Below are 13,514 nucleotides of genomic sequence, written 5' to 3'. Positions count from 1 at the left end.
GAAAGAGCAAAAGGTTTTTGGTGAGTGATTTAGCGAGGAGGTAATGAGGAGGGATAGAGGTTTTGGCGAGCAAGCTCTGCCAGGGCTTTTTCAACATAAGGACGGTCTTCTGGATGGGTAACGCCGAACCAATGAGCTGTGGTAGGATAGACACGGACTGTGAGGTTTTGAATGGAGATATGTTCCTCGATAACGGTTGGGAGGCCGAATTCTGCGCCAGGATCGGGGTCTTCTAGGAGATGCTGTAGGAAAGTGTGTAGAGATTTTTCAAGGAAATGAAAAAAAACAGGGGAGAATCCCCAGACATTCATTGAGACCGGTGTGTCAGGGGAGAGAGTGTGTTGGTTACCTTCTGAGGAGATCCCCGTCAAATTTCCATCGGGGTTGATGTGGATTTTTGTGTATTCTTCGATATGAGCTAGAGTCCCATCTGGATTTAATTTGCAAAGGCCACGAGAGACTTGCCCGTGTGGGGATAGGGTGTGTCGAAGCAAAAAGGAAATTAAAAAGCCTTCTGAGGAGTGGGGACCGAGTTTACGAAGATGATGAGCTAAAATTTCGAAGGTTTTTTGGCCGTAAAAGTCATCGGCGTTGATGATCGCAAATGGGTTTTGTATAGCTTTTCGTGCGGCATAGACGGCATGTGCTGTCCCCCAGGGTTTTGTGCGGGTCGAGGCGAGGTGTTGAAATTTGGTAGGGAGGTCATCTGTTCTTTGAAAAACTACGCGGCAGGAGATGTGATGGGACCAAGGGCGAAGAATATTGTCGTAGAAGACATCATAGATGTCCTCACGGATGATGAAGAGGACTTCGCTAAAGCCATAGCGCATGGCGTCGTATATGGAATAGTCGATGATGCGCTGACCTTGCGGACCGAAGGTGGCGAGTTGTTTTAAGCCTCCGTATCGGCTTCCAAGGCCAGCAGCCATGATGAGGAGGGTAAGTGAGGACATAAATTTTGGAGGAGCGCTAGGGAAGTGCTGCAATTTCCTGCATCAAGTATTGTGCAATCTGAAAGTAGGTGTCTTTTCCTTTCGACTGTTCAAATATAGCTGGCAAAGGGCGTGGTGTGCCGTATGTGATTTTCAACGGATGATATTTTAAGGTGGTCCTTCCACGCGGTAAGATCTCAAATGTGCCTTTAATTTTTACGGGTAGGATGGGAACCCTAGCTTTCAATGCGATCCAGCCGACTCCAGGTTGTGGGGGCTGCGGGAGGCCATTCATACTGCGAGATCCTTCGGGAAAGAGTAGGACGGCGTGTCCCTCATCAAGGTGTTTCAGGATGCGGCGGAGTGAAGCTATATCGGGGTTATCTTGATCTATGGGAAAAGCATGAAGCGAGCTGATCAAGCGCGCAAAAAGTGGGTGGCGGAATAGTGTTTTTCGTGCGACAAAGTAGACCGGCCGCTTAAGGAAAGCGGCGACAACCGGCGGATCAAGGAAGGACAAGTGGTTGCTAACGACTAGCAGCCCTCCTGTAGATGGAATGGGGCTTAGGTAGCGTGCTTCAGTGTCGAATGCATGAGTGAAGAAGTGATAGGCTATACCATGGGAGAAGTCATACCACCAGGAGGCTTGGGAAGTCGTGTTTACCATTTGAGGCCGAGCTCTTGGAGTTTTTTGAGGATTTGGTCTACGGTTTGTCGGACGGTGAGGTTAGTGCTGTCTATGAGGATTGCATCGGGTGCTTGTTGCAGAGGGGCTGTAGCTCGAGTGCTGTCGAGAAAGTCACGTTCACGGAGCAGGTCTGTCTCTCCTTGATTTAGGCGTCGAGCGTAGCGAACTTCTGCATCAGCATCGATGTAGAATTTGTATGGTGTGGAGGGGAAGACAGCGGTGCCGATATCACGACCTTCCATGACGAGGGGAGCTTGTTGTGCAAGGGCGCGCTGTTTTTCGAGAAGGTAGGCGCGCACTAGCGGTAGAGAGGCAACTGTAGAGACGTATTTGTTTACTTGACTCTGGCGGAGGTATGGATCGGGATTTTCGCCATCGATGATGATGACCAATCTTCCTTCGCGGATCAAACATTGGAAGTCCATTTCGGAAAGGGTTTTTTGGATCTCGTCTGGATTTTCGAGATTCACGGACTCTTGAAGGAATTTGTATGTGATTGCTCGATACATTGCACCTGTGCTGATGTAGGCGTAGCGAAGAATGGAGGCGAGTTCATAAGCAACCGTGCTTTTGCCGGATGCTGCAGGTCCGTCGATTGCAATAACTGGATAGGAAACAACGAGGGGATTTATTTTTTCCACAGCTGATCTTTGTGGAGGAAGTTTTATGAATTGGTTGCGAGGAGGAATTTTGTCGCGGGAAGTTTTAATTTTGGGGAGTGCTGAGGACGCGGGAAATATCCAACGTTGCCATGATCCGATGGAATCTTCTACTAGATGAGACCAATGCTGATGGAATGTGGGGTAACGGTGGATGACACAATCGATGTCCTCTACGAGAGAACTGCCTTTGGCAAAAAGGGAAAGAATGATTGAGGCAAGGCCGACGGAGAAGTCTCCGTGGGATGAAATGCGTCCTGCTTGTATGGTAGTGGTTCGCTCGATGCAGAGCCCTTCGAAGTTTTCTTCGACGTTCAATCCAAATATTTTTAGATTTTCGCACATTGCGTTTAGGGCTTGGCGGTGGCGGGGTGGGAGTGTGTGGACGTCTTTAATTATGGTAGGTCCTTCTGCTAGAGCTGCAGCGACGCAGACGAGTGGAAGATCTTCAAGAGGGATTGCCATTTGATGTATGCTGAATTCGATACCTCGTAGTGTGGTGCCTTGAATATGGAGTGAGCCTACAGGTTCGGCGTGTTTGATTTCGATAGTCTCTCGTATGCGTGCTCCCATACGCAACAGAACTGTGAGTAAGCCTGTGCGCATGGGATTCAGGCCGACGTTGTGGATTGTGAGATTTGAGCCAGGAAGAAAGGCGGAAGCAATGATCCAAGCTGAGGCTATGGAAAAATCTCCTGGGATCGATATGTCTTCGTTGTGAAGAGTGGGGCGACCGAAGATTTTGATTTGTTTGTTTTCAATAACTGGAGGGGAATGAAAATGGGCGAGGGCATTTTCGAGGTGATTTGCACACGGAGCTTGCTCATATATTGTGGTGACGCCATCTGCGTAGAGTCCTCCTAAGATAAGCGCATATTTTACAACAGGGTCTGGGACTGAAAGAGTGAATTCGCGTGCTGATAGAACTTGTCCACGGATGGTGAGAGGAGCTGTGTAGTTATTGTTGGCGGATTGGATTCGAGCTCCCGATGAGTGAAGGCATTGAATGATATCGGTGATAGGTTCTTGAGTGAGCTCATAATTGCCGTAGAGCTTTGATACAAATGGTTGGCCTGCTAAAAGGCCTGTGAGGAGGGATAGGAGGAGGCGTGATTGGCCACAGTTGATAGGTTCCCATGAGGCGTGAAGTTTAAGGTTTGTGCCTCGGACGAGGAGGAGGTTGTCCATACCGAAGTCAATCTGTGCGCCAAAGGCTTGCATGGCTCTGGCGGTTAAGAGGCAGTCAGGATTATTCAGGAATCCTTGAATCTGTGTTTCTCCATGTGCGAGGGCAGCAACGATAAGATTTACCTGTGAAATGACATAGTCGCCGGGAAGGGTGATGGAGCCATGAATTTGATAGATAGGGTTGACGACTATCGATTTCATTTAATTGGGGGGTGCTGTGCTGTGAGAGGCACACGTTTTTTGGCGGCAGATGATAAGTATTGGAGGAGTTTCTTGGAGTTTTTTTTGCGGATAGCTTGAATTAGTTGCCGCAGGTTTCGGACAAAGGTTTCTGTGGCCTTAATTGTGGAGGGGGCGTTATCGAGGAAGATTTCAGTCCACAGATCGGGTGAACTAGCTGCGATGCGTGTTGTGTCTCTAAATCCCGGCCCTGCAAGCAATATCGCTTGTGGAGATGCGGATGCTACTAGCGTTGCTGCGATGAGATGGGGGAGATGACTAATTTGAGCTACTGCTTGATCGTGCGCTCGGGGACTTAACAAGTGGACATGCATGTGTAGGGATTTCCAGAATTCTGTGGCCCAAGCAACCGCTGGTTGTGGAGTGAAACGTGTGGGGGTAAGGATGACATTTGCGTCTTGAAAAAGATCGGCTCGTGCTGCGGAAAACCCGCTTTTCTCACTGCCGGCCATGGGATGGCTGCCGACAAAATAGGCGTGGTTTTTAAATAGGGGTTGAAGGACGCGGACGATATTTGTCTTGGTGCTGACCACGTCGGTGATGAAGCTGCCGGGGCGAATAGTAACACGGAGCTGTCGGGCTAATTGGATCGTGGCTTGTGCTGGAACACAGAAGAGGATTTCTTGAGCATTGCTTACTGCTTCATGCGGATCAGAAGTTGCTGCTAAGCCGACTTGATGGAGTTGCGCGATGGCCTCCGGCCGACGGGCATAAAGGATGACACGACGCGTGTTTCTGAGAGCTAGGGCGAGTGAGCCACCGAGCAGTCCTGCACCAAGAATCGCTGTGGTGATCATGATCGGCTGTGGGTGTTGAATAGTAATTCTTTTAGGTTTTCTAAAAACCGTTGGTTTTGCTCTGGGGTGCCGATCGTGACTCGTATCCATTCGGGGAGGCCGTAGGGCACCATAGACCGAACGATGATTCCTCGTTTGAGTAGGGATTGAAAGGTGTGAGCTCCGTTGCCGGTTTTTACGAGAACGAAATTGGCGGAGGTCGGGAGATAGGGAAGCTGCCACGCTTTGAACGTCTCTTCGAGGAGCTGGCGTCCTTGGCGGTTGTTATCGAGGGTGCGGTGGAGATGGTTTTCATCTTGGAGAGCTGCCAGAGCGGCGGCTTGCGCTAGCGCATTGGTGTTGAAAGGCTGGCGAGATCGCTGAAGTGCATCAGCTATTGCGGGAGGGCAGACGCCGTAACCGATTCGTAGGCCTGCTAGACCCTGAATTTTTGAGAAGGTGCGCATGACGATGATAGGATATCCTTGACGAACGAGATCAATTGAAGGGAGGGGGTCTTCAAGAAACTCATAGTATGCTTCATCGAGGCAAAGAATTACGTGGGGGGGCAAAGATTGAATGAACGAAAGCAGTTGGTCATTAGGAATACGCGTGCCTGTGGGGTTGTTGGGGTTTGCGATGAAGATGAGTTTGGTGTGTGGGGTGATGGCGTTGTAAATAGCCGAGAGGTCATGGTGTAGGTGGCGGTCTGGCGTTTCAATAAAGGGGATGTTGAAGAGTTGTGCCATGAGCTTGTAGACCACGAAAGCGTAACGGGAGGCGATCACGTTTTGGTTTTGATTGGGGGCGGTGAAAGCGTGGAAGGCTAGCTCGATAATTTCGTTTGATCCGTTGCCGAGGACGATGTGGTCGGGGGGGATGTTGTGTTTTTGGGCTAGGGCTTGTCGCAGGTGGTAAGCTCCACCGTCGGGGTAGATGTGCATTTGGTGAATATGCGCCTGCATGGCTTCAATGGCTCGAGGGGACGGGCCGAGTGGATTTTCGTTCGAGGCCAATTTTATGATGGTGCGAGGGTCTAGCCCGAGTTCGCGGGCGACATCGTCGATTGGTTTACCTGGTTCGTAAGGATGAAGGCTGAGAATGTGAGGATTGATGAGAGATTGTAGGTCGGGATGGGGCATGAGAAGTTGGTTTTGGTTTTATGGTTTTATGGTTTTTGGTTTTAGGGTTGGTATAGAATAAGTGAAGCTTGAGCTTGTTGAGAGTCGTTGCCTTCTTTCCACGAAGCGGTGATGGTGATTTGGTAAAGGCCTTGAAGGGGTTGTTGGTCTTGGTTTTGCCAATTGAGTTGCTCGACTCGTTTTTCGAGCGTGTAATCTGGGTCATCTGTTTTTATGGGGAAAGAACCTGTGCGGAGAGGCTCGACGCGAGCGGCTGCAAGGGCGTTTTGGAGAAGTTGACGCACTATGAATTCTCTCTGAATGAGGGTGGTGGATTCGATAGAGGATTTCAAGGCTTGTGCGAGGGCCATGACTACGAGGGCGAAGATTGTGACAGCTAACATGACTTCGAAGAGGCTGAAGCCTTTTGGTATGGAGCGGGGGAGAAAAAAGATTTGCTGTAGGATGAATAAGCCTACGGCGACGCAGATAAAAGTGTCTGCGAGGTTGAAGGTAGGCCATCGGTATTGGATCCAGGGGATGTGGATGTCGATAAAATCGATGACGCCATGGAATTGAATGCGGTCTATTAGGTTTCCGACGGCACCGGCAAAAAAGAGAGCTGTAAAAATGGGGGTGATGGGGTGGCTCCAGGGGAGTTGTCGTACGATGAAGAGACTTAGCAGGATGAGTGCCGTCGTAAGGAGGATGAGGGCGGAGTTGTTTCCTTGAAATAGGCCGAAGGAGATGCCGGTGTTTTGGGCGAAGGTGAAATGCAAGTGAGGGGGGAAGATGGGGATCGGAGCGGATAGGCGAAGGACGTGCCACGCCCAGTGTTTTGTTGCTTGATCGGAGGCAAGAGCGATAAGGAAAGTAAGGATGCAGATTAAATGAGGCGGTGAGGGAGAGAAGCGCATGCGGTATTATCTTTTTCCAGATAAAATGCTTTCAAGAATTTGTTGGTTCTGCAGAAACGATTGGATGGGTGGGGGAGAAGGCTCAGAATCTGTGGGATATGTGAGGGGGAGGGTGATTGTAAATGTGGTGCCTTTGTTGGGGGAATGACTCTGGGCTTGGATTTTGCCTTTTATTTGGTGAATGAGGAGATAGGCTGCCATGAGGTGGACGCCGTATTCTTGGGGAAGTTCGTCGTTGCGCTGAAAGAATGGATTGAAGAGGGATTGAAGGGCTTCCTCTGTGAGAGATGGGCCGTCGTCGCTGATTAGGAGCTTTAGGTGGTTGGGGGGAGAGTGTGAGAGGTCGATCGTGATGGTGGATTGATGAGGGAGAACAGTGATTTCGTCTTTGAGGATGAGTCTGAGGGCTTGTTCTAGCTTTTCTTCATCGGTGTTTAGTGGGGGAATCGTAGTCGAGGAGGTAAATTTTATGCTGATGGATTTTTGTTCAGCGTGCGGACGCAAGTGTTGGATAATTTGTTGGAGAAGCTGGTCTAGTTGGACTGTTGAAAGCATGAGGGTGTGTTGATGGGGGTCGGCGAGCGAGAGTTGTTGTAGGAGGGAAGCGATTCGTTGAGTTTGTTGTTGAGCTTGGTGGTGGAAATCGTGCCAGAATTCAGGATCTTTGAGCTGGTGAGGATCGATGATTTCTGATTGTAGCTTTAGTGGAGCTAAGTCGAGGAAGGTTTTTATGGCTGTCATTGCATTGTTGAGATGATGGCTGAGTCCAGCGGAGAGAATGCCCAGGGAGAGGATGCGCTCTCGGGTGATGAGTTCTTGAAGGATATCCATTTTTTCGCGGATGAGACGTTCTCGTTCTTGCTGTAGGATGTAGAATTCTACGCCACGGAGGAGCATGATTTCGAGTTGGGGGATGTCCCAGGGTTTGGTGATAAATTTATAGATTGCTCCTGAGTTGACGGCTTCGATGGCAGATTGAAGATCAGCATAGGCTGTGGCGAGGATTCGAAGTGTGTAGGGGTAGAAGGCTCTTGCTCGCTCAAGAAATTGTGTGCCTTTTTCTCGCGGCATTTGTTGATCTGTGATCAGGATGGCGACACGTGGAACATGTGCTTTGAATAGCTCAAATCCTTCTTGCGCGTTATCAGCAGTGAGAATTGAGAATTTATCTGAGAATGCTTGGGTGAAGTATTTGAGTGATTTGTTTTCGTCATCCACGTAGAGGATGAAGTAGTCTTTGTAATTGAACGATGAGGAGGGAGAGGCTGGAGTGTTCATGAGGGGGAGTGTGAACGGATGATCCAGTTTAACGGGACTCCGTGGAGTGGCCATGTTTTTCGTATAGTTGTCTCGAGGTAGCGTAGGTAATCGGGCGAGAGTAGTGATGCGTCATTCACAAAGCATTGCAAGTTGGGGGGGGAAAACGGTCCGCTTTCTTCTGATGTGCGTTGGGAGACGAAGTAGATTTTGAGTTTTTTGGATCCTTTTTTTGTGGGGGGAGGTTGTTTTTGGATGGCTTCGGAGATGATGCGATTTAAAAGGGATGTAGGGATGGTGTGAGTGAGATTTTCTTGCACTTGAACCAGGGTGTGCATGAGTTCTGTTAGACCTGCGTGAGTCTGTGCACTGATTAGGCAAATTGGTGCGTAGTTTAGGAAGAAAAGTTCTCGTTGGATGGCTTCTCGCCATGCCTGTGGTGAAGCTGTGGTATGGTTAGGCGCTTCTTTAAGCTTGTCCCATTTGTTTACGGCAATGATGGATGGACGTCGTGATTTTTGGATGAGGCCGGCGATTTTTTTGTCTTGGGTGGTAACTCCACGATCGGTGTCTAGCAAAAGGATGGATAGATGTGAGCGGTTAATAGCATGAGCGGATCGGCTAGTGGTGAGGCTTTCGAGGGGATCAGAGATATGCGATCGGGAACGCATTCCTGCTGTATCGATCAAGAGGAAATGTTTGTCTTTCCAGGTGAATGGGATGTCTAAGTTGTCTCGGGTGGTGCCGGGGGTCGGGCTTACGATAGCGCGTGTGGTTTTGGTAAGGGCGTTGATTAGTGATGATTTACCTACGTTGGGTTTTCCAATAATAGCGATTCTGAAGGGCACTATACGTGACGTTTCAGCAGCTGTAGGGGGAGGAATTTGGTGAAGTTGCTTTAGGTAAGGCTGGACTATTTTATCCCGGAGCTCGCGGATTCCGATGGAGTGTGCTGCGGAGACTGCCTGTATATCATCGATGGCTAGTGCATGGAAGTCGTCTATGAGTAGTTTTTGTTTTTCGGAGTCTATTTTGTTGACGACAAGGGTGATGCGTTGGGTGGAACAATTTTTTCGGAACCAAAGTGCTATTTCTTGGTCGAGCGGGTGAAGGCCTGAGCGGCCGTCGACGACAAAAAGGATATGTTGGGCAGTGGAAGCAGCTAGAAAGGCTTGTTCGCGGACAGCTTGGTCTAGTGGAGTCTCTGGAAAGGCGATTCCGCCTGTGTCTATAAGTTGGTATGAGACTCCTTTCCATTGGCAATTGGCGATTAGCGGATCGCGTGTGACGCCGGGTTGATCATAGACTAAAGCTAGATCGCGTCCTGCCAGGCGATTAAAGAGTGCTGATTTGCCTACGTTGGGACGCCCGACGATTGCTACGGTAAGGATTGAAGGCGAAGTGGGATCTGACATGCAGCATCGGAGAGTCTAGTCTTTCTTTACTGTCTGATAGTAGGGGCTTGAGGCGATGAGGCGCAAGGCAGCGGCGACGTAGAAACATGTTGAGATCACGGTAAATAAAGCTGCGGTAAGGCAAATCCAAATTGCGTGAGGGTAGCCCATCAGCGCAGCAATAATTGCTGTGAGTTGAAAGAATGTCGCCCATTTGCCTGTCCAATGGGGTTTTACGTCGAAGCCATGGACGGTAAGGTAAACTATAATTGAGCCTATGAGTAGAAAGATGTCGCGGCTGATTATGATCACGGGAAACCATAGTGGAAGGCCTACACCTCCTCGAATGTGGATAAAACTTAGGGTTAGGACTGCGCTTAGCATGAGAAGCTTGTCGGCGATGGGGTCTAGCACAGATCCTAGCGGGGTAAATTGATTGAAATGGCGAGCTAAATAGCCATCGATTGCGTCGGACACAGCTGCCAGCACAAAAGTGGTAAGTGCTAGCCAGCGCCATAGGTCCGGGTTGGTTTCGTTCTGGGAAGCCTCGGCATAGTATAGCATGAAGGTGATAAAAACCGGGATGAGAATCAGGCGGAAAAGGGTGATGCGGTTAGCCCAAGTCATTTTGATTTTCATCGTATGGGGATGATGAAAGGAAGTGGAAATGGTGCCAAGCGGTTTATCCTTTCTCGAATGGGTGAGGATGAAGTTTAGATTGAGTAGGTATGTTTTTTTGTTAGTTTAGGCATATTCGGAGCGTAGCTCAGCCTGGCTAGAGCACCTGCTTTGGGAGCAGGACGTCGCAGGTTCGAATCCTGTCGCTCCGATTTTTATTTATAGAGATGAGGGAGTCTGGATTCTTGAAGCCGGTATTGATACGTTGGATTGATTTTTGGTTGGGGGTGCCGTTGTGTGTGATCGCCACAGCGTTGCGGCGGATGATGGAGGTAGGAAGTAATTTTTGGGGGAGAAAAAACACGGATAGGCAGCCTCGGTCAGTAGTTTTTGTGCAAGTTACTGAGATAGGCGCTAAGGTGTTAGCAGCTCCGGCATACGCTTATGCAGCTGAGCGAGTGGGTTGGAGGAATGTGTATGTGTTGACGTTTTCTGATAGTGTAGAGTTACTCTCGATCATGGGGGGGGTGCCGGAAGAGAATGTGTTGGCGCTGCGGAAGAAGAATCTTTTTGTTTTCGGTTGGGATTTACTGGGAGCGTTGTGGCGTTTACGGAAGCTAGGCGTAGAAGGCTGCGTGAATTATGAGTTTTTCTCGCGCGCGGGAGCACTGATTTCTTGGGCGACGGGGGCTAGGGTGCGCGCGGGGTTGCACCGCTTTACCAGTGAGCTGCCTTATTGTGGCGATTTATTTACCCATAGGGTGAACTATAATTTTAGCCTTCACACGGCTGAGACTTTTATGGTGCTGGTGCAGGCGCTTTTTAGTAAGCGGTCGGAGGAGCCTTTTTTGAAGGAAAGGATCGAGAGAAAGCTTGTGCCGCCCGTATTTGTGCCGACGTCGAGAGATGAGGAGGAGGTGGATGAACTCTTGCGAAGCATGGGGGCTCAATCTCATGGCCGAAGGCGTTGGATCTTCAATCCTAATGCCGGAGACTTGTTGCCGCTGCGAAAATGGCCGATGAAACACTGGGAGGAATTGGTCAGGCTTGTGGCTGAACGTTATCCTGATGTGGATTTTATTGTGACGGGGACGGCTTCCGAGCGAGGTGCTGTGGAGGATGCTATTCGAAGATGGCCTAAGGGGCGTGTAATCAATTTGTGTGGTCTCACGACGTTGAGACAGCTTTTAACGCTGTATTGCCGATGCGAAGTCTTGGTCACGAACGATAGTGGGCCTGGACATTTTGCGTCTTTGACGGGGATTCCTGTGGTTGTGCTTTTTGGTCCTGAGACGCCTGCGCTTTGGGCTCCGCTGGGGGATAGGGTGCGTGCTTTGAATTTGGGATTGGCTTGCAGTCCTTGTGTGAGTGTTTTTAACCATCGTTTTTCTCCTTGTCGGAATAATGTGTGTATGCAGGAGATGCAGCCTTCTTTTGTGCTGGGTGCAGTGGAGTCGCTGCTTGCTGGAGAGTTGAAGGGATAGTTATGGCTAAAAAGGAAAAGTCGAAGAATAAAGTTGTCCGTTTATCTAAAGTTCGCGAGGCTGATTTTTCTGGACTGGAATGTTCTGAAAGAAACCAGACAGGTGATGCGGTGTGGCGTTGGGGGTCGATAATTTTTGTGTGCCTTGCAGTGTTGGGGGTATACGGGCAGTCGGTGAATTTTCGATTCATATGGGATGATGTGCAGATTAACATTTGCGAGAATCCGTACCTTAGGGAGTTTACTTTGGGAAATCTGGTGAAATTTTGGACGCAGGAGTATGGGAAATTGTATATCCCGCTGGTTTACACGGTGTGGATGGGGTTGGCTCAGGTATCGCGCTGGATCAATCCGAATTATCGAGACACGGATTTATACAATCAGACGAATTTAATGCCGGAAGTTTTTCATGCGGCGAATTTGGTGGTGGCGGTTATAAATGGGATTTTGGTGATGGTGTTGCTCCGTCGCTTTGTGAAGTGTAAGGAGCTGGCGCTGCTCGGCGCTTTATTATTCAGCCTCCATCCGCTGAGTGTGGAGCCTGTGAGTTGGGTGACGGGGATGAAAGACCTGCTAAGCGCGATGTTGTTTTTTTTGACTTTATATTGTGGGATGCGGTATCGCGAAGCCCAGTTGGGGGGGAGGGTTCGAGATGTGGAAGCAGACAGATGGTATTGGGGTGGATTGGGGGCTTTTATATTAGGCCTGATGGCGAAGCCAAGCCTTGTGATTACCCCTCTTGTTATGATGGGGCTGGACTACTTTTTTTACCGCAGGAAGTGGGATGAGGTTTTGCGTTTATACTTAGGCTGGGTGTTGATCGGTGTCTTGTGGACAGCTTGGATCAAGACGATGCAGCCGATGACGGAGGTGCGGGATCAAATTCCTTCGTGGGGAAATCGGATCTGGATTGCTTTGGATGCGTTTGGGTTTTATGTTAAAAAATTTTTTTATCCGCATCCGATTATCATTGACTACGGTCGGACGCCTCAGTGGCTTATGGCACAGGAGGGATGGAGGACGGGAGCTATCGTGACGGGAGCTGCTTTGTTAGGTTTGGCTTTGTGGAAGGGGTTTCGGCGATATTTTTGGATAGTTGGGATGGCGGGAGTGTGTGTGTTGCCGACCTTGGGACTGGTCCCGTATGAGTATCAGTTGAGGTATTCGACGGTGGCGGATCGTTATTTTTATTTGAGTTTGTTTTGGATGGTCGCGCTGGTGGTCATTGTTGTAGAGCATTTGGCGGAGAGGCTAAAAAAGTTAAAGAATAGATGGGGAGACGTGGGACGCTATGGGGCTATAGTCGCTTTAGGCGTGGCTGTTGCGATCTGCGGAATCATGAGCTACGGGCTTTGCGGTCGTTGGTTGAACGGCGTGACCTTGTATGGAAGTGATGTTGTGAAAAATCCAGGCAGTAAACATTTAAACAACAACTTTGCATCTGCTGTAGCGTCGAAACTTCCGGATCGAGATTTTGTGCTAGGGGAGGAATTTGCGCGGCGGTCGGTCAAAATCGATCCTAATTTTTACGAGGGGCTTTATACGTTGGGGGATATCCTAGTGTATCGAGGCAAGATGGATGAGGCGATAAAATATCTGCGTCTAGCGATGGAGAACCGGCCAGATTTGGACTTGCCCGTGAATCGGCTTCTTGAGGTGTTGATGAAGGAAAAACGGTATGCAGAAGCTTTCCAGACTATTGAGGAGGTCTTCAGGCGCAGAGGTATGCCCTCTCAGACTGATGATGTATATTGGGCGCGAATTAGCCAGGCTGCGGCTGCTAGAGGAAGTTGGAATGCTGCATTGGAAGCGATGAAACGAGCTGCGAATGCTAATCCCGAAAATTTTAACTGGAATATCGTGGCAGCGAATCTGGCTATCCAGGTTAACCAGGCCTCTGATGCTTTATTCTATGCGCAACGCACACTAGACCTAAATCGGAATGATCCTGCGGCACTGCTCACATACGGAAAAGCTCTTGCGTTAAACAAATCACCTGAGAAGGCTTTGGTGATTTTTGAAAATATTCTCCAACTTCAGCCTGATAACCCGGAAGTTTTAGCTTTAATAGCTTTAGCAAAAAACGATCTCGGCGATGTTGAGGGGGCACGTGAAGCAGCACAAGTAGCTCGGATTGCAGCCTTTCGCACGAGGAGAAAGGATATAATTGATCATGTTCAAAAGCTTCTAGAAATGATTAACGCACGGGTCCAAAAATAGTTTCGCATTTTTTGAGTTTGC

General features: G+C 49.3%; 11 protein-coding genes and 1 tRNA gene. 3 read left to right on the top strand and 9 right to left on the bottom strand.

Annotated elements, in window-relative coordinates; all coding sequences use genetic code 11:
* Positions 1 to 29: 29 nt before the first annotated feature.
* Genes NZM04_07040 through NZM04_07000 form a run of 9 tightly spaced genes read right to left on the bottom strand, consistent with a single transcriptional unit; the run spans position 30 to position 9,811 of the window.
* Positions 30 to 953: a sugar phosphate nucleotidyltransferase gene (locus NZM04_07040; protein ID MCS7063781.1), complete on the bottom strand. Its 924-nt coding sequence runs from the start codon at positions 951 to 953 to the stop codon at positions 30 to 32.
* A gap of 16 nt (positions 954 to 969) precedes the next feature.
* Positions 970 to 1,599: a 1-acyl-sn-glycerol-3-phosphate acyltransferase gene (locus NZM04_07035; protein ID MCS7063780.1), complete on the bottom strand. Its 630-nt coding sequence runs from the start codon at positions 1,597 to 1,599 to the stop codon at positions 970 to 972.
* Complete coding sequence (gene cmk / locus NZM04_07030) at positions 1,593 to 3,668, bottom strand: (d)CMP kinase (protein ID MCS7063779.1); 2,076 nt, start codon at positions 3,666 to 3,668, stop codon at positions 1,593 to 1,595. The genes NZM04_07035 and cmk overlap by 7 nt, the downstream gene beginning before the upstream one ends.
* Complete coding sequence (locus tag NZM04_07025) at positions 3,665 to 4,504, bottom strand: prephenate dehydrogenase/arogenate dehydrogenase family protein (protein MCS7063778.1); 840 nt, start codon at positions 4,502 to 4,504, stop codon at positions 3,665 to 3,667. Before NZM04_07025 ends, cmk begins: the two co-directional genes overlap by 4 nt.
* The gene (gene hisC, locus NZM04_07020; protein ID MCS7063777.1) at positions 4,501 to 5,625 is read right to left on the bottom strand and encodes a histidinol-phosphate transaminase; all 1,125 of its coding nucleotides are present in this window, start codon (positions 5,623 to 5,625) and stop codon (positions 4,501 to 4,503) included. The genes NZM04_07025 and hisC overlap by 4 nt, the downstream gene beginning before the upstream one ends.
* Before the next feature lie 41 nt (positions 5,626 to 5,666).
* Positions 5,667 to 6,521 carry a signal peptidase II gene (lspA, locus tag NZM04_07015; GenBank protein MCS7063776.1) on the bottom strand — a complete coding sequence of 285 codons (855 nt, stop codon included), beginning with the start codon at positions 6,519 to 6,521 and terminating at the stop codon, positions 5,667 to 5,669.
* A 6-nt stretch (positions 6,522 to 6,527) separates the two neighbouring features.
* Positions 6,528 to 7,853: a hybrid sensor histidine kinase/response regulator gene (locus tag NZM04_07010; GenBank protein ID MCS7063775.1), complete on the bottom strand. Its 1,326-nt coding sequence runs from the start codon at positions 7,851 to 7,853 to the stop codon at positions 6,528 to 6,530.
* Positions 7,796 to 9,193 carry a ribosome biogenesis GTPase Der gene (gene der / locus NZM04_07005; GenBank protein ID MCS7063774.1) on the bottom strand — a complete coding sequence of 466 codons (1,398 nt, stop codon included), beginning with the start codon at positions 9,191 to 9,193 and terminating at the stop codon, positions 7,796 to 7,798. Before der ends, NZM04_07010 begins: the two co-directional genes overlap by 58 nt.
* A 15-nt stretch (positions 9,194 to 9,208) precedes the next feature.
* Positions 9,209 to 9,811: a CDP-alcohol phosphatidyltransferase family protein gene (locus NZM04_07000; GenBank protein MCS7063773.1), complete on the bottom strand. Its 603-nt coding sequence runs from the start codon at positions 9,809 to 9,811 to the stop codon at positions 9,209 to 9,211.
* Between the two features lie 116 nt (positions 9,812 to 9,927).
* Between NZM04_07000 and NZM04_06995 the strand changes: the two genes are divergently transcribed.
* The 3 genes from NZM04_06995 (at position 9,928) to NZM04_06985 (ending at position 13,493) form a co-directional block, all read left to right on the top strand.
* Positions 9,928 to 10,002, top strand: a tRNA-Pro gene (locus tag NZM04_06995).
* A gap of 33 nt (positions 10,003 to 10,035) precedes the next feature.
* Complete coding sequence (locus NZM04_06990) at positions 10,036 to 11,274, top strand: glycosyltransferase family 9 protein (GenBank protein ID MCS7063772.1); 1,239 nt, start codon at positions 10,036 to 10,038, stop codon at positions 11,272 to 11,274.
* 2 nt (positions 11,275 to 11,276) lie between these two features.
* The gene (locus NZM04_06985; protein ID MCS7063771.1) at positions 11,277 to 13,493 is read left to right on the top strand and encodes a hypothetical protein; all 2,217 of its coding nucleotides are present in this window, start codon (positions 11,277 to 11,279) and stop codon (positions 13,491 to 13,493) included.
* Positions 13,494 to 13,514: the final 21 nt, after the last annotated feature.

This window comes from Candidatus Methylacidiphilales bacterium (assembly GCA_025056655.1).
Lineage (GTDB): Bacteria > Verrucomicrobiota > Verrucomicrobiia > Methylacidiphilales > JANWVL01 > JANWVL01.
The sequence above is the reverse complement of the archived record's forward strand: the minus strand, read 5'-3'. Positions and strand labels throughout refer to the sequence as shown.

What these genes read in the sequence shown, in the direction of transcription:
- NZM04_07040 (MCS7063781.1), bottom strand. Translation starts at nt 953, where the DNA reads ATGTCCTCACTTACCCTCCTCATCATGGCTGCTGGCCTTGGAAGCCGA.
- NZM04_07035 (MCS7063780.1), bottom strand. Translation starts at nt 1,599, where the DNA reads ATGGTAAACACGACTTCCCAAGCCTCCTGGTGGTATGACTTCTCCCAT.
- cmk (MCS7063779.1), bottom strand. Translation starts at nt 3,668, where the DNA reads ATGAAATCGATAGTCGTCAACCCTATCTATCAAATTCATGGCTCCATC.
- NZM04_07025 (MCS7063778.1), bottom strand. Translation starts at nt 4,504, where the DNA reads ATGATCACCACAGCGATTCTTGGTGCAGGACTGCTCGGTGGCTCACTC.
- hisC (MCS7063777.1), bottom strand. Translation starts at nt 5,625, where the DNA reads ATGCCCCATCCCGACCTACAATCTCTCATCAATCCTCACATTCTCAGC.
- lspA (MCS7063776.1), bottom strand. Translation starts at nt 6,521, where the DNA reads ATGCGCTTCTCTCCCTCACCGCCTCATTTAATCTGCATCCTTACTTTC.
- NZM04_07010 (MCS7063775.1), bottom strand. Translation starts at nt 7,853, where the DNA reads ATGGCCACTCCACGGAGTCCCGTTAAACTGGATCATCCGTTCACACTC.
- der (MCS7063774.1), bottom strand. Translation starts at nt 9,193, where the DNA reads ATGTCAGATCCCACTTCGCCTTCAATCCTTACCGTAGCAATCGTCGGG.
- NZM04_07000 (MCS7063773.1), bottom strand. Translation starts at nt 9,811, where the DNA reads ATGAAAATCAAAATGACTTGGGCTAACCGCATCACCCTTTTCCGCCTG.
- NZM04_06985 (MCS7063771.1), top strand. Translation starts at nt 11,277, where the DNA reads ATGGCTAAAAAGGAAAAGTCGAAGAATAAAGTTGTCCGTTTATCTAAA.